The 16,793-nt window shown below is 63.3% G+C and carries 17 protein-coding genes; 8 read left to right on the forward strand and 9 right to left on the reverse strand.

Going from position 1 to position 16,793, the window contains the following annotated elements; all coding sequences use genetic code 11:
• Nucleotide 1 precedes the first annotated feature (1 nt).
• The 4 genes from coaE to EC86_RS0119965 all read left to right on the forward strand — a co-directional run bounded on the left by coaE (nucleotide 2) and on the right by EC86_RS0119965 (nucleotide 2,006).
• Entirely contained in the window at nucleotides 2-613 is a 612-nt protein-coding gene (gene coaE, locus EC86_RS0119950; protein ID WP_029527643.1) for a dephospho-CoA kinase, read from the forward strand.
• Nucleotides 614-650: 37 nt separating this feature from the next.
• Complete coding sequence (zapD, locus tag EC86_RS0119955) at nucleotides 651-1,406, forward strand: cell division protein ZapD (RefSeq protein WP_029527644.1); 756 nt, start codon at nucleotides 651-653, stop codon at nucleotides 1,404-1,406.
• 57 nt (nucleotides 1,407-1,463) lie between these two features.
• Nucleotides 1,464-1,670, forward strand: a complete 207-nt coding sequence (locus EC86_RS0119960; RefSeq protein ID WP_029527645.1) for a DNA gyrase inhibitor YacG — start codon at nucleotides 1,464-1,466, stop codon at nucleotides 1,668-1,670.
• A 72-nt stretch (nucleotides 1,671-1,742) separates the two neighbouring features.
• Nucleotides 1,743-2,006, forward strand: coding sequence for a hypothetical protein (locus EC86_RS0119965; RefSeq protein ID WP_029527646.1), 264 nt, complete (start codon nucleotides 1,743-1,745; stop codon nucleotides 2,004-2,006).
• Nucleotides 2,007-2,061: 55 nt separating this feature from the next.
• Here the strand turns inward: EC86_RS0119965 and grxD are convergent, their stop codons facing one another.
• The 4 genes from grxD to hemA all read right to left on the reverse strand — a co-directional run bounded on the left by grxD (nucleotide 2,062) and on the right by hemA (nucleotide 6,004).
• Nucleotides 2,062-2,391: a Grx4 family monothiol glutaredoxin gene (gene grxD / locus EC86_RS0119970; RefSeq protein ID WP_029527647.1), complete on the reverse strand. Its 330-nt coding sequence runs from the start codon at nucleotides 2,389-2,391 to the stop codon at nucleotides 2,062-2,064.
• Between the two features lie 157 nt (nucleotides 2,392-2,548).
• Nucleotides 2,549-3,400: a peptide chain release factor N(5)-glutamine methyltransferase gene (gene prmC / locus EC86_RS0119975; protein WP_029527648.1), complete on the reverse strand. Its 852-nt coding sequence runs from the start codon at nucleotides 3,398-3,400 to the stop codon at nucleotides 2,549-2,551.
• Between the two features lie 96 nt (nucleotides 3,401-3,496).
• The gene (gene prfA, locus EC86_RS0119980; protein ID WP_029527649.1) at nucleotides 3,497-4,618 is read right to left on the reverse strand and encodes a peptide chain release factor 1; all 1,122 of its coding nucleotides are present in this window, start codon (nucleotides 4,616-4,618) and stop codon (nucleotides 3,497-3,499) included.
• Nucleotides 4,619-4,714: 96 nt separating this feature from the next.
• Nucleotides 4,715-6,004, reverse strand: coding sequence for a glutamyl-tRNA reductase (gene hemA, locus EC86_RS0119985; RefSeq protein ID WP_029527650.1), 1,290 nt, complete (start codon nucleotides 6,002-6,004; stop codon nucleotides 4,715-4,717).
• A 111-nt stretch (nucleotides 6,005-6,115) separates the two neighbouring features.
• Between hemA and EC86_RS0119990 the strand changes: the two genes are divergently transcribed.
• Nucleotides 6,116-6,406: a hypothetical protein gene (locus EC86_RS0119990; RefSeq protein WP_029527651.1), complete on the forward strand. Its 291-nt coding sequence runs from the start codon at nucleotides 6,116-6,118 to the stop codon at nucleotides 6,404-6,406.
• 67 nt (nucleotides 6,407-6,473) lie between these two features.
• On the opposite strand, the gene ugpQ is transcribed toward EC86_RS0119990, so the two are convergent.
• From ugpQ to ugpB, 5 genes are all read right to left on the reverse strand, one after another.
• Nucleotides 6,474-7,241, reverse strand: a complete 768-nt coding sequence (ugpQ, locus tag EC86_RS0119995; RefSeq protein ID WP_029527652.1) for a glycerophosphodiester phosphodiesterase — start codon at nucleotides 7,239-7,241, stop codon at nucleotides 6,474-6,476.
• A gap of 161 nt (nucleotides 7,242-7,402) precedes the next feature.
• On the reverse strand, nucleotides 7,403-8,422 hold the full coding sequence (locus EC86_RS0120000; RefSeq protein WP_029527653.1) for a sn-glycerol-3-phosphate import ATP-binding protein UgpC: 1,020 nt from the start codon (nucleotides 8,420-8,422) through the stop codon (nucleotides 7,403-7,405).
• 18 nt (nucleotides 8,423-8,440) lie between these two features.
• Nucleotides 8,441-9,292, reverse strand: a complete 852-nt coding sequence (gene ugpE, locus EC86_RS0120005) for a sn-glycerol-3-phosphate ABC transporter permease UgpE (protein ID WP_029527654.1) — start codon at nucleotides 9,290-9,292, stop codon at nucleotides 8,441-8,443.
• 51 nt (nucleotides 9,293-9,343) lie between these two features.
• On the reverse strand, nucleotides 9,344-10,225 hold the full coding sequence (gene ugpA / locus EC86_RS0120010; RefSeq protein ID WP_029527655.1) for a sn-glycerol-3-phosphate ABC transporter permease UgpA: 882 nt from the start codon (nucleotides 10,223-10,225) through the stop codon (nucleotides 9,344-9,346).
• 204 nt (nucleotides 10,226-10,429) lie between these two features.
• A complete protein-coding gene (ugpB, locus tag EC86_RS0120015; protein WP_029527656.1) occupies nucleotides 10,430-11,743 on the reverse strand; it encodes a sn-glycerol-3-phosphate ABC transporter substrate-binding protein UgpB in 1,314 nt (437 codons plus the stop codon).
• Between the two features lie 203 nt (nucleotides 11,744-11,946).
• Between ugpB and EC86_RS0120020 the strand changes: the two genes are divergently transcribed.
• Genes EC86_RS0120020 through EC86_RS0120030 form a run of 3 tightly spaced genes read left to right on the forward strand, consistent with a single transcriptional unit; the run spans nucleotide 11,947 to nucleotide 16,742 of the window.
• Nucleotides 11,947-15,864, forward strand: a complete 3,918-nt coding sequence (locus EC86_RS0120020) for a DUF3683 domain-containing protein (protein ID WP_029527657.1) — start codon at nucleotides 11,947-11,949, stop codon at nucleotides 15,862-15,864.
• The gene (locus EC86_RS0120025) at nucleotides 15,861-16,289 is read left to right on the forward strand and encodes an HIT family protein (RefSeq protein WP_029527658.1); all 429 of its coding nucleotides are present in this window, start codon (nucleotides 15,861-15,863) and stop codon (nucleotides 16,287-16,289) included. The genes EC86_RS0120020 and EC86_RS0120025 overlap by 4 nt, the downstream gene beginning before the upstream one ends.
• A gap of 39 nt (nucleotides 16,290-16,328) precedes the next feature.
• Nucleotides 16,329-16,742, forward strand: a complete 414-nt coding sequence (locus tag EC86_RS0120030; RefSeq protein WP_029527659.1) for a gamma-butyrobetaine hydroxylase family protein — start codon at nucleotides 16,329-16,331, stop codon at nucleotides 16,740-16,742.
• The last annotated feature ends 51 nt before the right edge of the window (nucleotides 16,743-16,793 follow it).

Consider the following 16,793-nt stretch of genomic DNA (forward strand, 5'->3'; position numbering starts at 1 on the left):
CATGAGTCCGCCGGCCCAGCGTATCGGCCTGACAGGCGGCATCGGCAGCGGCAAAAGCACCGTGGCGCGCGTTCTGGTGTCGTGCGGCGCCGCGCTGATCGATGCCGATGCGATTTCCCGGCAGCTGACAGCGCCCGGAGGCGCCGCCATCCCTGAGCTGGCGAAGCAGTTCGGGCCGCAGTTCATCACGGCAGAAGGCGCGATGGACCGTGACCGGATGCGCCAGCTTGCTTTCAGCGACCCCGCCATCAAAGGGCAGCTCGAAGCCATCATTCACCCCCTGGTCAGCCTTGAATCCACCCGCCAGGCCGGCGCGGCCTTGCAAGCCGGCCGCGCCTGCATGGTGTTCGACATCCCCTTGCTGGTGGAGTCCGGGCGCTGGCGCCAGCAGCTCGACCGGGTGCTGGTGGTGGACTGCACGGAAGAAACGCAAATTGCCCGTGTCATGGCCAGGAACGCCTTGCCGCGTGAAATGGTCGTGAAAATCATCGCCGGCCAGGCCAGCCGCGCGCAACGGCTGGCGGCGGCTGATGCCTGCATTTGTAACGAGGGTTTGTCGCTGCAGGCGCTGGAGCGGCAAGTGCGTGAGCTGGCGCGCAGCTTCGGGCTATGATGACCAAACATCTACTGAAGCCAGGAAAACCAGTTCCGTGATTCTTTACGAGCATCCCTTCAACGAACGCATACGCACCTACCTGCGGCTTGAGCACCTGTTCTTGCGCCTGGCCGAACTGGTGAAACGGGACAGCCCGATTGACCACCACCACGCGCTGGTGACCATTTTTGAAATCATGGATGTCGGTGCGCGGGCGGACCTGAAAACCGATGTGCTCAAGGATATTGAAAAGCACAAGCACGTGCTCAATGGCTACCGTGGCAACCCGGTCATCTCCGAGCGCGTGCTGGACGACATCACTGCCGAGCTTGATGCCTGTTTTTCCAGCATGAATGAACTTTCAGGCAAGGTTGGCCAGTCACTGACCGAAAACGACTGGCTGATGAGCATCCGCAGCCGTGTCGGCATTCCCGGCGGCACCTGCGAATTCGACCTGCCGGCCTATCATGCCTGGCAGCACCTCGGCGCCAACGTTCGCCAGCACGACCTGCAGCGCTGGGTGGTGCCGCTGGTTCCGCTGGCCGAGTCGCTGAACCTGCTGCTCAGGCTGGTGCGCGATTCGGGCGCGCCGCAAAAGGTGATTGCGCCCGCCGGCCAGTACCAGCAAATGCTGCCCCAGGGGCGGACTTACCAGTTGCTGCGGCTGCAACTGCGTTCAGGCGTGGCCGTGATTCCCGAAATCAGCTGCAACCGCCTGATGGTGTCGGTGCGTTTCATGACCCATGACAACGACGGCCGCCAGCAGGCCAGCAGCGAGGAAACCGTGTTTGACCTGACCCTGTGTACCTGAGCCAGGCCAGGCCGAACCCGCATTGCGTTTTTCATCACCCCGAACTTCCTTCTCCCCATGAAAAAAGACCCTACACCTGTGCGGCAGGTGGTGTGCCCTGGCTGCGGCGGTCCCAGTGTTTATGCGCCCAGCAATCCTTTTCGTCCCTTTTGCAGCGAACGCTGCAAAAACATCGACATGGGTGCCTGGGCGAGCGAAGATTTCCGCCTGCCTGCCGACACACCGCCCGATGACCAGCCCTATGGTGATCCGAAACTGCATTGAGGCTTGTTCGTGCCATGCAAGGCGGCCAGTACGGGTGTTGCGACGTAAGCAGGTAGAAACAGGAAGATAAAAATGAAAAATATCGTGCTCAAGCCATTCTGGACCGCCATGCTCCTGGCCGCCGTGCTGATCGGCAGCGTACACGCCGGGGCAGCCTCTGCCGCTTCCGGCGACAAGCCGGCAGCGTCGGCCAAGAAAAAGACCAAAACAGGCGCCAGCGGCCAGGTGCGGTTCCTGCCGGGCTCCGCCGAAACGGCCAAGGAACGAAGCAGCCGCCTCAAGCGTGAATGCCAGGGGCAGGTCAATGCCGGCGCCTGCGCAGGCTATACGCGCTGAAGCAGAAACGAAAAACGCCCGCGACGCGGGCGTTGCAGGCTCGGGTGGCTTGGCTTCAGTCCTTGGGCGCGCCCAGCATTTCCTGAAGTTCACCGTTCTGGTACATCTCCATCATGATGTCGGAGCCGCCCACGAACTCGCCCTTGACATACAACTGGGGAATGGTCGGCCAGTTGCTGTAGGTCTTGATGCCATTGCGGATGCCCTCGTCTTCCAGCACATTGACCGTGGCCGGCTTGGTCACGCCGCAGGCCTTGAGCACCTGGATCGCACGTCCGGAAAAACCGCACATCGGAAACTGGGCCGTGCCCTTCATGAAAAGCACCACGTCGCTGGATTTGACAATTTCGTCAATGCGTTGCTGGGTCGGGTCGGTTTGGCTCATGGTGAAATCCTTGTGATGAAACAGCCCTTGCCGGGCTTTGAAAATGGTTAACCGGCAGCAAGGCCGGACTGTGGAATACATGGAATCAGAATGCAGCAATTCCAGAGACTGATTATCGCTGTCTGCTTGAAGCTGCGTGCGTGGCGGGAATTGCCGGTCATGGTGTCCATTGCCCGCCCGAGCAGCGCTCAATCCCGGCCAGGTCAAGGCGGCTTTGAACCTGCGCAAACCCTTGCCGGGCCAGCAGCCCGCGAACCCGTTCGGCCTGGTCATAACCATGCTCCAGCAGCAGCCAGCCACCGTTCTGCAGGCAAGCAGGCGCCTGTTCAATGATTTGCCGGATGTCGTCCAGCCCGTCAGCACCGGCTGCCAGCGCCTGCAGGGGTTCATGCCCAAGCGCCGCCAGATGCGTGTCAGCGCTGGCAATATAGGGCGGATTGCTGGCGATCAGGTTAAAACGCCCGCTGACCTGCGCAAGCCAGTGGCTTTCCATGAATTCCACGCGCAAGCCAAGGCGCCGGCAATTCTCACGCGCAACGCTCAAGGCCTCAGCGCTTGCGTCCACCGCCGTGACCTTTGCCTCGCGCCCGGCGGCCATCAGGCTGTGCGCAATGGCCAGGGCAATCGCGCCGCTGCCGGTGCCCAGGTCCATCACGCGCGGCACGGGCGGCAGTTCCGGCATTTTCAATACCTCAAGAGACCATTCGACCAGCGTTTCGGTGTCGGGGCGCGGTACCAGCACGCGCGCATCGACCTGCAGCGACAGGCCGAAAAACTCCTTGTTGCCCACGATGTAGGCCAGCGGCTCACCGGCCGCGCGGCGCAGACTGTAAGCGTCGAATGCTTCAATTGCATCCTGCGCCAGTTCGTCGGTGTCGTGCGCCAGCAGCCAGGAGCGGTCGCTGGCGGGCCTGCCCAGCGCGTGCAGCAGCAGCAATTGGGCGTCCAGCCGGTCGAGCCCAAGGTGTCGGGCCGCTGCCAGGGCTTGCGCGCAGGTGTATGGTTTCACGGTTGGGCTTTTAGTTGCTATATAAATGATAGCTTCTTGCGCCCGTGGTTATTGCGCAAGGAGGCTATTTCTCTTGAAATCATGGGATTTTCCGGGTCAGCCGCCGTTGTTGGCTGCTTCCAGCTCGTTCAGCTGCTCGGCGCCGCGCGCCACCTGCAGCGCGGTGATGACATCGTCCAGGTCGCCTTCCATGATGGTGAGCAGCTTGTACAGCGTGAGGTTGATGCGGTGGTCGGTCAGCCGGCCCTGCGGGAAGTTGTAGGTGCGGATGCGGTCGCTGCGGTCACCGCTGCCGATCAGGCCCTTGCGCGTGGCGGCGTCCCTGGCGGCCTGGGCCGAGCGGTCTTTTTCATGGATGCGGGCCGTGAGGACCTTCATCGCCTGGGCCTTGTTGCCGTGCTGGCTGCGGCCTTCCTGGCATTCGGCGACGATGCCGGTCGGCAAATGCGTGATGCGCACCGCCGAATCGGTCTTGTTGATGTGCTGGCCGCCGGCGCCGCTGGCGCGGTAGGTGTCGATGCGCAGGTCGGCCGGGTTGATCTGGATGGCGACGGCCTCGTCCGGCTCGGGCAGCACCGCCACGGTGCAGGCGCTGGTGTGGATGCGGCCTTGCGTTTCGGTCGCCGGCACGCGCTGCACGCGGTGGCCGCCCGATTCGAAGCGCAGCTTGCCGTACACCCCCACGCCCAGCATGTCGGGCGGGCCGTCGATGCGCAGCACCACTTCCTTGTAGCCGCCCAGTTCGCTGGGCGACTCGCTGATGATCTCGACCTGCCAGCGCTTGCGCTCGGCAAAGCGGGTGTACAGGCGAAACAGGTCGCCGGCGAACAGCGCCGATTCGTCGCCGCCGGCGCCGGCGCGGATTTCAATGAAGGCCGCGCGCTTGTCGTCCGGGTCTTTCGGAATCAGCATCAGCTGCAGCGCTTCGTCGATTTGCGCGATGTCGGTTTTGGCGGCGTTGATTTCCTCTTCGGCCATTTCCGCCATGTCGGGGTCTTGCCTGGCTTCGGCGAGCATGGTTTCGGCGCTGGCCAGGTCGGCTTCGCGGCGGGTCAGGCGGTTGTACTGCTCGGCCACCACGCTGGCTTCGGCGTGTTCGCGGGTCAGGGCGCGAAAACGGTCCAGGTCGCTGACCACGTCGCTGGCGGACAGCAACGCGTCGAGTTCATGCAGCCGCAAAAGCTGGCGGTCGAGGGTCTGGCGAAGAAAAGGTTTCATGGGCAGGGACAAGAAAGCATCAGGAGAAACTTCCGGCGGCTGGCCGGGAGGAGGGCGCAGCGCGCTTTGGCGGCGGCGGCAGTTGGAAAGCCGGCGCTAACGCTCTTTGCGATCGGCCGTGGTCCGGGGCGTCTGGCCGCGCAGGAACAGCCTGGACACGGTGCGCGCCGTGGCTTCACGGCTGCTGGCATCGCCTGCATGCAGCTCGGCCATCGCGCCGTGCAGCATTTTTTGCGTCAGGCCACGGCTCATGGCCTCTAACACTTCCTCGATGGATTCGCCCCGGGCCAGCAGCTTTCTGGCGCGCACGATTTCAGCGGCGCGCCAGGCATCGGCCTGCGCATTGAGCTGCTGGATCAGCGGCACGCTGCCGCGCTGGTCCAGCCAGTGCATGAAGTTCTGCACGCCCGCGTCGATGATGACCTCGGCCTCGGCCACCGCCGCCTGCCGGCTGTCGCGGCCGGTCTGCACCACATGCGCCAGGTCATCGACGGTGTAGAGGTAAATGTCGGACAGCGCCTTGACTTCGGGCTCGATGTCGCGCGGCACCGCCAGATCGACCATGAACATCGGCCGGTGCCGGCGCTGCTTCAGGGCGCGCTCGACCGCGCCCAGGCCGATGATGGGCAGGGTGCTGGCGGTGCAGCTGATGACCGCGTCGAATTCATGCAGCCGGCCGGGCAGGTCGCCCAGGCGCATCACCTCGGCGCCAAAGCGGCTGGCGAGCTTTTCACCGCGTGCCAGGGAGCGGTTGGCAATCGCCATGGCCTTGGGATTCTTGGCGGCGAAGTGGGTGGCGGCCAGGTCGATCATTTCACCGGCGCCGACAAACAACACCTTGATGTCGGCCAGGTCTTCAAACAGCTGGCCGGCCAGCCGCACGCTTGCAGCCGCCATGCTGATGCTGTGCGCGCCAATCTCGGTGCTGGTGCGCACTTCCTTGGCGACGGCAAACGAGCGCTGGAACAGCTGGTGCAGCGTCGTGCCAATGGCGCCGGCATCTTCGGCGGCGCGCACCGCGTCCTTCATCTGGCCGAGGATCTGCGGCTCGCCCAGCACCATCGAATCGAGCCCGCTGGCGACGCGGAAGGCATGGCGCGCGGCCTGGTCATCGTGCAGCGTGTAGGCATGGGCGCGCAGGAGCGAAGGCGACACGCCGCCGTTGTGCGCCAGCCATTCGACCGTGCTGTCCAGGTCGTTGGCGTCGCCGGCGCAGTAGATCTCGGTGCGGTTGCAGGTGGACAGCAGCGTGGCCTCGGGCTGGCGCGCCAGCGAGGCGCGCAGGCCGCGCAGGGTGGGTTCTACCTGGTCGAGGGCGAACGCGAAACGTCCGCGCAGATCCAGCGGTGCGGTGTGATGGTTTAGCCCCAGGGCCCAGACTGACATGCGCGCATTATAAAATTGAAGTGATGAGAACCGGGCGCCCGGGCGCAATCTCCTTTTGCGCATTTCCACCAGCCGCTTCTGGCGCGTTCTCCTGAATCCCGACGGACTGCCATGACTGCTTACCTCCTTGCCGGGCATCTGCTCAACCTGCTGGCGCCTGCCGCGCTGATCGCCTTGCTGCTGGTGGCATTCTCCCGCCTGTTTTCAGGGTTTTTTACATCAAATAAGGCTTTTCCGCACAGCTGGCGGGCGCAAGCTGCTATCAATTTTGTAGTCGGGTCGGCGGTGCTGGTCGCCGGCCTGGTCCTGCTCGGCCGTGACGGCAAGATGCTGACCTATGTGCTTCTGGTGTTCGCCATGGCGGCCAGCCAGTGGTGCCAACTGGGCGGCTGGAAGCGCTAGCGATAGCTTGTCCGATACAGGAACGGCAGCCGGTTTGTTGACCTGGGTCAAGAAACGGGCGGCCTCATCAAGCCGGGCTGAACAAATCCACGCGGTCGGTGATGATGCCGTCGGTGCCCAGTTCCATCAGGCGCTGGACGGACGCGTCGTCGTTGACGGTGTAGCTCAAGACGCGCAAGCCCGCGTCATGGGCTTTTTCAACGCTGGCGCTGTCCCACAAGACATGGTTGCAGATGACGGCGACACAGCCCAGCGCGAGGGCGGCTTCCAGCCAGCCATCAGGCAGCGTCTCCAGCAGCAGCCCGCGCGGCAAACCGGGCGCCGTTTCGCGCGCGCCCTGCAGCGCATCGCGTGAAAAAGAAGTCAGCAGCGGCGCAACGCCGGCGCCTTGCCACCAGCGCAGGGCGTGCGACGCCACCACCTCGCCGGTGCGGCGCTCGGTTCCCGGCGTCGGCTTGATCTCGATGTTCAGCGCATGACCATTGGCGCGGCAAAAGCGGGTGGCGTTTTCCAGCGTCGGCAGCGGCTCGCCGGCGAAGGCGCGCGAATGCCAACTGCCGGCATCGAGCTGCGACAACTCGGCCCAGGCGTGGTCGCCGCCTGCCGCGCTGGCATCTGGCGCCAGGCTTTCACGCGCGTTGGTGGTGCGGGTAAGCGTGCCGTCGTGCATGAGGAAGGGCACGCCATCGGCGCTGAGCTTGGCATCGCATTCGAACATCCGGTAGCCGTGCCGCGCGCCCAGGCGGAAGGCGGCCAGCGTGTTTTCCGGGGCCAGCTTGCCGGCGCCGCGGTGCGCGATCCAGAACGGGTAGGGCCACGAGATTGAAGCCCCCACGCTCCCCACTTCGTGTGGTTCGCTGCCCCCCAAGGGGGCCGCTGCGCCTGCGGCCCGGCGAAGCCGGTTCCGCGGCCCTGGCTGGTCTGGAACGGGGAGCGGTGAAACGTCCTCGGTTCCTGAGCGGACTGGGTTGACTTCCATGCCAGCTTCGGGCTTTTTCACAGGCGTTGGCCGGTGGCTGCGTCAAACCAGTGCAGCCGGTCCGGACGCGGCGTGACCTGCAGCGTTTGGCCAATCGTCGGCGCCAGCGACAGGCTTTCGTCGGTGCGAACGATCAGGAACTCGTCGCCCAGGCGGCAGTACAGCAGGCGTTCGGCGCCCAGCATTTCGATGGTGTCCACCACCACCTTCCAGCCGGTGTCGCCGACCAGCAGGTGCTCGGGGCGGATCCCCAGGATGGCGCCCGGCCTGCCGCCAAAGTCGGCGTTGGGCGCGTTCTTCAGCAAATTCATTGGTGGCGAACCCATGAAGCTGGCGACAAACGTGGTGGCCGGCCGGTTGTAGACTTCTTCCGGCGTGCCGAACTGCTCCATGCGCCCGGCGTTCATCACCATCATGCGCTGGGCCAGCGTCATCGCCTCGACCTGGTCGTGGGTGACAAACAGCGAGGTAATGCCGAGCTCGCGGTGCAGCTTCTGGATTTCCAGCCGGGTCTGCACGCGCAGCTTGGCGTCCAGGTTGGACAGCGGCTCGTCGAACAAAAAGACCTGCGGCTGGCGCACGATGGCGCGGCCCATTGCGACGCGCTGGCGCTGGCCGCCGGAAAGCGCGCGCGGCTTGCGGTCAAGCAAATGGCCGAGTTCGAGGATTTTTGCGGCCTTGTCCACGCGCGCCTTGATTTCCTCCCTGGGAACCTTGGCTATTTTCAGGCCATAGGCCATGTTGTCGAACACGCTCATGTGCGGATACAGCGCGTAGTTCTGGAACACCATGGCAATGTCGCGCTCCGACGGCTCCAGGTCGTTGACGACCCGGCCGCCAATGGAAATCTGGCCTTCGGTGATTTCCTCCAGCCCTGCGACCATGCGCAGCAGCGTGGACTTGCCGCAGCCCGACGGCCCGACGATGACGATGAATTCGTGGTCGGCAATCTCGGCGCTGACGCCGTGCAGCACCGGAACAGCGCTCTTGCCGGCGCCGTAGCGCTTGATGACGTTGGTAAGGGAAAGGGATGCCATTGATGAATGCCTGACTTGTTATTTTTCGGTATCGACCAGGCCCTTGACGAACCACTTCTGCATCAGCACGACGACCAGCGCGGGCGGCAGCATGGCCAGGATGGCCGTCGCCATGACCACGTTCCATTCATTGGCCGCATCGCCGCCGGCAATCATCCGCTTGATGCCGATGACCACCGGGTACATGTCTTCGCTGGTGGTGGCCAGCAGCGGCCAAAGGTACTGGTTCCACCCGTAAATGAACTGGATCACGAACAGCGCGGCCATCGAGGTTTTCGACAGCGGCAGCAAGATGTCCCAGAAAAAGCGCATCGGGCTGGCGCCGTCCATGCGCGCCGCCTCGACCAGCTCGTCGGGCACGGTCATGAAGAACTGCCGGAACAAGAAGGTGGCGGTGGCCGATGCAATCAGCGGAATCGTCAGGCCGGCAAAGGTGTTGAGCATGCCCAGGCTGGACACCACCTGGTAGGTCGGCCCGATGCGCACTTCGACCGGCAGCATCAGGGTGACAAAGATGGACCAGAAGAAGAAGTTCTTGAACGGAAAGCGAAAGTACACGATGGCAAAGGCCGACAGCAGCGAAATCGCGATCTTGCCGAAGGTGATGACGAGCGCCGTCACCAGGCTGACCCACATCATGCGGGCCACGGGGGCCGTAGAGCCCGCGCCATCGCCGCCACCGAACAGCGCGGTCTTGTAGGTTTCCCACATATGGCTGCCCGGCCACATCGGCATCGGCGCCTGAACGATCTCCTGCGCCGTGTGGGTCGAGGCCACGAAGGCCAGGTACAGCGGAAAGGCAACGACCACGATGCCCAGCAGCATGACGAGGTGCGCAAAGATTCTCAGTACGGCGCTGCGTTCAACCATGATGGCGTACCCTGAAATGCCGCAAGCCGGCAGTCGGTGAAAAAGTGGACATCAGTACTGGACCTTCTTTTCAACATAGCGGAACTGGACCACCGTCAGCGCCACGACGATCACCATCAGCACCACCGACTGCGCGGCAGAGCCGCCCAAGTCGCCGTTCTTGAAGCCGTCGTGGTAGACCTTGTAAACCAGGATCAGGGTGTCGCGGCCCGGTCCACCCTGGGTCGATGCATCGACGATGGCGAAGGTGTCGAAAAACGCGTAAACGATGTTGATCACCAGCAAAAAGAAGGTCGTCGGCGACAGCAGCGGGAACTGGATCGACCAGAAGCGCCGCCAGGGGCGCGCACCGTCAATCGCGGCGGCCTCGATCAGCGACTTCGGGATCGACTGCAGGCCGGCCAGGAAAAACAAAAAATTGTAGGAAATCTGCTTCCACACGGCGGCCATGATGATCAGCGTCATCGCGTGGCTGGAATTGAGCAGGTGGTTCCAGTCGATGCCGATACCATGCAGCGCATAGGCCACCACGCCCAGCGTCGGTGAAAACATGAAGATCCACAGCACGCCGGCCACGGCGGGCGCCACGGCGTAGGGCAGGATCAGCAGGGTTTTGTAAGCCAGCGCACCCTTGATGATGCGGTCGGCAAACACCGCCAGCACCAGCGACAGGCTGATGCCCAGCACCGCCACCATGACCGAGAAGAACGCGGTGGTCTTGAACGACTCCAGGTAGGCCTCGTCGTTGTACAGGTTCCTGAAATTGTCCAGTCCTACCCATTCGGTGGACAGGCCGAAGGCGTCCTGCAATTGGAAGGACTGCAGCAGCGCCTGCGCGGCAGGCCAGAAGAAAAAGACGCTGATGACGATCAGCTGGGGTGCCAGCAGCAGCCAGGGGAGCCAGGCCGAGCGGAACAAAACGCGTTTTTCCATGGGGTCCGTTCACGTTGAGGCCACCCTGGCCGCCTGTTTTTCAAGAGGCGGCCAGGAGGGGGATAGAGGCGAGGCCAGGGCGCATGGCTAAGAAAAGACAATTTTTTAAATGAAAAATGCCATTTGCGCACGCCTGTATTGCATAAGCAGCTATTGATTAAATAGCAAAGCCGGCCGGGCGCTTGCAGCGCGCCGGCCTGTGCTTCAGGACTTGTTGGCCTTCTGGAAGCGTTCGAGCTGCTCGTTGCCGCGCTTGATGGCGGTGTCCAGCGCTTCCTTGGGCTGCTTCTTGCCGCTCCAGATCTGCTCGGTTTCCTCGTCGATGATGGTGCGGATCTGGTTGAAGTTGCCCAGGCGCACGCCGCGCGACTTGTCGGTGGTCTTGCGGATCATCTGCGTCACCGCCACGTCGGTGCCGGGGAACTGCTTGTAAAAGCCCGATTTTTCAGTCAGCTCGAACGCTGCCATGGTGATCGGCAGGTAGCCGGTGCGCTTGTGGCTGGCCGACTGCACTTCAGGCTTGGACAGGTAGTTGAAGAACGCCGCCACGCCCTTGTATTCATCGGGCTTCTTGCCGGCCATCGCCCACAGGCTGGCGCCGCCGATGACGGTGTTTTGCGGCGCGCCGGCCACGTCCGGGTAATACGGCAATTGGGCGATGCCGTAGGCAAACTTGGCTTCCTTGCTGACGCGGGCGTACAGGCCCGACGAGGCCGTGATCATGGCGCATTCGCCCGACGGAAAGGACACGTCCGCCGCATTGGCACGGCCCTTGTACACAAACAGGCCCTGTTTGGACATGTTGGCCAGGTTTTCAAAGTGGCGCACATGCAGTGGCGAGTTGAAGGCCAGCCGGGCGGACGGGCCGCCGAAGCCGTTGTTCTGGGTGGCAAACAGCGTGTTGTGCCAAGTCGAAAAACTCTCCAGTTGCGTCCAGCTGATCCAGCTGGTGGTGAACGGGCATTTGTGGCCTGCCGCCTTGAGCTTGCCGGCGGCCAACGCCACTTCGGGCCAGGTGGTCGGGGCTTTTTCGGGGTCGAGTCCGGCGGCCTTGAAGGCGTCCTTGTTGTAATAAAAGATCGTGGTCGAGCTGTTGAACGGAAAGCTCAGCATCTGGCCGTTGGGCGCGGTGTAGTAGCCGGCCACGGCAGGAATGTAGGCCTTGGTGTCGAACTTGGCGCCGCCCTCGATCATGACTTCACCGACCGGCTTGATCGCGCCTTTGGCCGCCATCATGGTCGCCGTGCCGACATCAAACACCTGCAGGATGTGCGGCGCGTTGCCGGAGCGGAAAGCGGCGACGGCCGCCGTCATCGATTCGTCATACGTGCCCTTGAAGGTCGGCACGACCTTGTAATCCTTCTGGCTGGCATTGAAGTCCTTGGCCAGGTCGTTGACCCATTCGCCGAGCGGACCGCTCATGGCATGCCACCACTGGACTTCGGTCTGGGCCTGGCTGGCCAGTGGCGCGCACAGCGCGCAAGCGGCAAGGGATAGGACGGATAAACGATTTTTCATGAATGTTCCTGATGGAATGCGGATTCGCTGTGGGGAAAGGGCAGTCTAGAAACTTTTTGTGACCGTTCTATTTAAACGATGCGGCGCGATCAGGGCAAGCGGGGTTTCCATGAGGTCATTCTGGCCGCGTGCCCGCAAAAGGTGCGCTGCGATAATATCGGACGAAAGCGCTGGGCATGGGTCCGAAGCCGCTTAAATACACGATGAACGCACCTACTACCCTCCAAGAACTGAATGTTTTTGCCGACAGCGCAAAGCATGCCGAACCCCGCATTCGCGAGATTCCCTACAACTACACCTCGTTTTCCGACCGGGAAGTGGTGATCCGCCTGCTGGGCAGCCGCGCCTGGGACCTGCTCAATTTGCTGCGCGGCGAACGCCACACCGGCCGCTCGGCGCGCATGCTGTATGAAGTGCTGGGCGACATCTGGGTGGTGCAGCGCAACCCCTACCTGCAGGACGACTTGCTCGACAACCCGAAGCGGCGCAAGCTGCTGGTCGAAGCCTTGCAGCACCGCCTGGGGGAAATTGAAAAGCGCCGCACGCCCCATGTGGACAGCGAGCGAGACGCCATCGTCGGCGAACTGATGCAGGGCGCCCAAGCGGCTGTCGGCCGGTTCTCCGCCTCGTTCGAGGAAGTCGCCGGCCTGCGCCAGCAGACCGAACGCAAGCTGCACAAGCTCACGCGCAAGGACAACATCAAGTTCGACGGCCTGTCGCGCGTCTCGCATGTGACCGATGCGACCGACTGGCGCGTCGAATACCCGTTCGTGGTGCTGACCCCGGATACGGAAACCGAAATGGCCGGGCTGGTCAAGGCCTGCATCGAGCTGGGGCTGACGATTGTCCCGCGCGGCGGCGGCACGGGTTATACCGGCGGGGCGATTCCGCTGACCTGGAAGTCGGCCGTCATCAACACCGAAAAGCTCGAAGCCATGACGGAAGTCGAGATGGTCTCGCTGCCCGGCCTGGACCAGCCGGTCGCCACGGTCTGGACCGAAGCCGGCGTGGTCACGCAGCGCGTGGCCGATGCGGCCGAGCGCGGCGGCTTCGTGTTCGCGGTCGATCCGACCTCGGCCGAAGCGTCGTGCATCGGCGGCAACATCGCCATGAACGCGGGCGGCAAGAAGGCGGTGCTCTGGGGCACGGCGCTGGACAACCTGGCCTCGTGGCGCATGGTGACGCCCGACGCGCAGTGGCTCGAAGTCGTGCGTGTGGGCCATAACCTGGGCAAGATCCACGACGCCGAGATGGCGAGCTTTGACCTGAACTACTTTGAGGCCAACGGCAAAACGCCCATCCGCACCGAGCGGCTCGACATTCCCGGCAAGACCTTCCGCAAGGAAGGCCTGGGCAAGGACGTGACCGACAAGTTCCTCAGCGGCCTGCCGGGCATCCAGAAGGAAGGCTGCGACGGCCTGATCACCAGCGCGCGCTGGATTGTCCACCGCATGCCGGTACACACGCGCACGGTGTGCATGGAGTTCTTCGGCAACGCCAGGGACGCGGTGCCCAGCATCGTCGAGATCAAGGACTTCATGTTCGCCGAGCAAAAGCGCGGCGGGGCGATTCTGGCCGGGCTGGAGCACCTGGACGACCGCTATCTGCGCGCTGTGGGCTACGCCACCAAGTCCAAGCGCGGCGGCGACGGCAAGGGCGGAACATCGGGCGTGCCCAAAATGGTGCTGATCGGCGACATTGCCGGCGACGATGCCGATGTGGTGGCGCGGGCCACCAGCGAGGTCGTGCGCATCGCCAATTCGCGCAGCGGCGAAGGCTTCATCGCCATCAGCCCCGAGGCGCGCAAGAAGTTCTGGCTCGACCGCAAGAAGACGGCGGCGATTTCGCGCCACACCAATGCCTTCAAGATCAACGAGGACGTGGTGATTCCGTTGCCGCGCATGGCCGAATACACCGACGGCATCGAGCAAATCAACATCGAGCTGAGCCTGCGCAACAAGATCAAGCTGTGCGACGAGCTGGACGCGTTTTTCCGCAAGGGCAACCTGCCGCTGGGCAAGGCCGAGGACGCCAGCGAGATTCCTTCGGCCGAACTGATGGAGGACCGGGTCGGTCAGGCGCTGGCGCTGGTGGCCGACGTGCGCAAGCTGTGGGCCGGCTGGCTGCAGGACGTGGCCACGCTGTTCCCGCAACTGCAGGACCACACGCTGCGCGCGAGCTGGAAAACGCAGATTCGCGCCCCGTTGCAGGCGATTTTCAGCGGCGGCGCGTTCAAGCCCATTCTTGATGAATGCAGCGCGATTCACAAGCGCGTGCTCAAGGGCCGGGTCTGGGCCGCGCTGCATATGCATGCCGGCGACGGCAATGTGCATACCAATTTGCCGGTCAACAGCGACGACTACGAAATGCTGCAGGCCGCCCACGGCGCGGTGGCGCGCATCATGGTGCTGGCGCGCTCGCTCGACGGCGTGATTTCCGGCGAGCACGGCATCGGCATCACCAAGCTCGAATTTTTGACCGACGAGGAACTGCGCCCTTTCACCGAATACAAGCAGCGGATTGACCCGGAAGGGCGTTTTAACAAAGGCAAGCTGCTACGAAATACGGAGCTGCTTGCGCCCGGCCAGAATGCGCTAACGGCCGATTTGACCAATGCCTACACGCCCAGCTTCGGCCTGATGGGCCATGAGTCGCTGATCATGCAGCAAAGCGACATCGGCGCGATTGCCGACAGCGTGAAGGACTGCCTGCGCTGCGGCAAATGCAAGCCGGTATGCGCCACGCATGTGCCGCGCGCCAACCTGCTGTACAGCCCGCGCAACAAGATTCTGGCGACCTCGCTGCTGGTCGAGGCCTTTTTGTACGAGGAACAAACCCGGCGCGGCATCAGCCTGAAGCACTGGGAAGAGTTCGAGGACGTGGCCGACCATTGCACCGTTTGCCACAAATGCCTGAACCCGTGCCCGGTCGATATCGACTTTGGCGAGGTGTCGATGAACATGCGCAATCTGCTGCGCAAGATGGGGCAGAAATCGTTCCGGCCGGGCAACGCGGCGGCGATGTTCTTTTTGAATGCCACCAATCCGCAGACTATCAAGGTGATGCGAACGGCGATGGTCGATGTCGGCTTCAAGGCGCAGCGCCTGGCCAATGACGTGCTCGGGGCGCTGGCGAAAAAGCAGACCGCCCTGCCGCCCGCCACCGTGGGCAAGGCGCCGGTCAAGGAACAGATCATCCACTTCATCAACAAGAAGATGCCCGGCGGCCTGCCCAAGAAGACCGCGCGCGCCTTGCTGGACATCGAGGACAAGGACTACGTCCCGATCATCCGCAACCCGAAAGCCACCACGGCCGAGACCGAGGCGGTGTTTTATTTCCCCGGCTGCGGCTCGGAGCGGCTGTTCAGCCAGGTTGGCCTGGCGACGCAGGCCATGCTCTGGCATGCCGGCGTGCAGACCGTGCTGCCGCCGGGCTACCTGTGCTGCGGCTATCCGCAGCGCGGCAGCGGCGACTTCGACAAGGCCGAAAAGATGATCACCGACAACCGGGTGCTGTTCCACCGGGTTGCCAACACGCTGAACTACCTCGACATCAAGACCGTGGTGGTGAGCTGCGGCACCTGCTACGACCAGCTGCAGGGCTACCAGTTCGACAAGATTTTCCCCGGCAGCCGCATCATCGACATCCATGAATACCTGCTGGAAAAAGGCATCACGCTGCCAGCGAACCAGCCCGGTTTCCTGTACCACGAGCCGTGCCACAACCCGATGAAGCTCGGGGACTCGATGAAGACCGTCAAGGCGCTGATTGGCGACAACGTGCTCAAGAGCGAGCGCTGCTGCGGCGAATCGGGCACGCTGGGCGTGACCCGGCCGGACATCTCGACGCAGATACGCTTTCGCAAGGAAGAGGAAATCCGCAAGGGCGAAGCGCAGCTGCGTGCGTCGGGCGCGGTCGCCGCGACCGGAAACGTCAAGATTCTGACCAGTTGCCCGAGCTGCCTGCAGGGCTTGACCCGCTACGGCGACGACCTGCAAAATGGACTGTTAGAGGCCGACTACATCGTCGTCGAGATGGCCAACCAGATCCTGGGCAAGGATTGGCTGCCCGACTACGTGGCCGCAGCCAACCATGGCGGCATTGAACGGGTGCTGGTATGACGAATACTGTCTGTCCCTTGTGCGAGGCCGATGGCGGCCTGCTGGTATTTCGCAACGAAACGCTGCGAATCATCCAGGCCAGCGAGGTGGGCTTTCCGGCGTTTTACCGCGTGGTCTGGAACCGGCATGTCGCCGAGTTTTCCGACCTGTCGGCCGCTGAACGCCAGGTTTGCATGCATGCCGTCGTGAAGGTCGAGCAGCTGCTGCGCAGCGAACTGCGGCCCGCCAAGATCAACCTGGCCGCGCTGGGCAACATGGTGCCGCATCTGCACTGGCATGTCGTGGCACGGTTTGATGGGGATAGCCACTTTCCGGCGCCGGTCTGGAGTGCGCCGCAGCGTCCGGTGGACGAGAAGCAGGTGGCGGCTGTCGCGTCGCGGTGCATTGACGTCAACCGGCTGATCGCCGAAGCCATGGCGCTTTGAGGCGCTCCAACCCATTTATTCAGAAAGCGAGACAACCCCATGGCAGGTCTTCAAGCCGGGTCGCCGACCCCTGTGGCACTGACGGTTCACAGCCAGTCGCGCCTTCTCGAAATTGCATTTTCAGACGGCGCGCAATTCAGGATTCCGTTTGAACTGATGCGCATCTATTCGCCATCTGCCGAGGTGCAGGGCCACGGTCCGGGGCAGGAAGTCCTGCAGACCGGCAAGCGCGAAGTCAATGTCGTGGAGCTGGAGCCGATTGGCAACTACGCGGTCAAGCCGGTGTTTTCCGACGGCCATGAAAGCGGGCTCTTCACCTGGGACTATCTGTACCACCTGGGCGCTGACCAAAGCCGGCTTTGGGACGACTACGAGCGCAGGCTGCAAGCGGCGGGTGTGGCGCGTGACGCGCCCATGGTTGCCGCAGGTGGCCATGGCTGCAGCAGCCATTGACGGGGCCTTGCCTTCGTTGCGCCATTGATTTTTTTCAGGCAAGTTCCCGCC

It is taken from the genome of Polaromonas glacialis, from assembly GCF_000709345.1.
Lineage (GTDB): Bacteria > Pseudomonadota > Gammaproteobacteria > Burkholderiales > Burkholderiaceae_C > Polaromonas > Polaromonas glacialis.

What these genes read in the sequence shown, in the direction of transcription:
- coaE (WP_029527643.1), top strand. Translation starts at nt 2, where the DNA reads ATGAGTCCGCCGGCCCAGCGTATCGGCCTGACAGGCGGCATCGGCAGC.
- EC86_RS0119960 (WP_029527645.1), top strand. Translation starts at nt 1,464, where the DNA reads ATGAAAAAAGACCCTACACCTGTGCGGCAGGTGGTGTGCCCTGGCTGC.
- EC86_RS0119965 (WP_029527646.1), top strand. Translation starts at nt 1,743, where the DNA reads ATGAAAAATATCGTGCTCAAGCCATTCTGGACCGCCATGCTCCTGGCC.
- grxD (WP_029527647.1), bottom strand. Translation starts at nt 2,391, where the DNA reads ATGAGCCAAACCGACCCGACCCAGCAACGCATTGACGAAATTGTCAAA.
- prfA (WP_029527649.1), bottom strand. Translation starts at nt 4,618, where the DNA reads ATGAAACCTTTTCTTCGCCAGACCCTCGACCGCCAGCTTTTGCGGCTG.
- hemA (WP_029527650.1), bottom strand. Translation starts at nt 6,004, where the DNA reads ATGTCAGTCTGGGCCCTGGGGCTAAACCATCACACCGCACCGCTGGAT.
- EC86_RS0119990 (WP_029527651.1), top strand. Translation starts at nt 6,116, where the DNA reads ATGACTGCTTACCTCCTTGCCGGGCATCTGCTCAACCTGCTGGCGCCT.
- EC86_RS0120000 (WP_029527653.1), bottom strand. Translation starts at nt 8,422, where the DNA reads ATGGCATCCCTTTCCCTTACCAACGTCATCAAGCGCTACGGCGCCGGC.
- ugpE (WP_029527654.1), bottom strand. Translation starts at nt 9,292, where the DNA reads ATGGTTGAACGCAGCGCCGTACTGAGAATCTTTGCGCACCTCGTCATG.
- ugpA (WP_029527655.1), bottom strand. Translation starts at nt 10,225, where the DNA reads ATGGAAAAACGCGTTTTGTTCCGCTCGGCCTGGCTCCCCTGGCTGCTG.
- ugpB (WP_029527656.1), bottom strand. Translation starts at nt 11,743, where the DNA reads ATGAAAAATCGTTTATCCGTCCTATCCCTTGCCGCTTGCGCGCTGTGC.
- EC86_RS0120020 (WP_029527657.1), top strand. Translation starts at nt 11,947, where the DNA reads ATGAACGCACCTACTACCCTCCAAGAACTGAATGTTTTTGCCGACAGC.
- EC86_RS0120025 (WP_029527658.1), top strand. Translation starts at nt 15,861, where the DNA reads ATGACGAATACTGTCTGTCCCTTGTGCGAGGCCGATGGCGGCCTGCTG.
- EC86_RS0120030 (WP_029527659.1), top strand. Translation starts at nt 16,329, where the DNA reads ATGGCAGGTCTTCAAGCCGGGTCGCCGACCCCTGTGGCACTGACGGTT.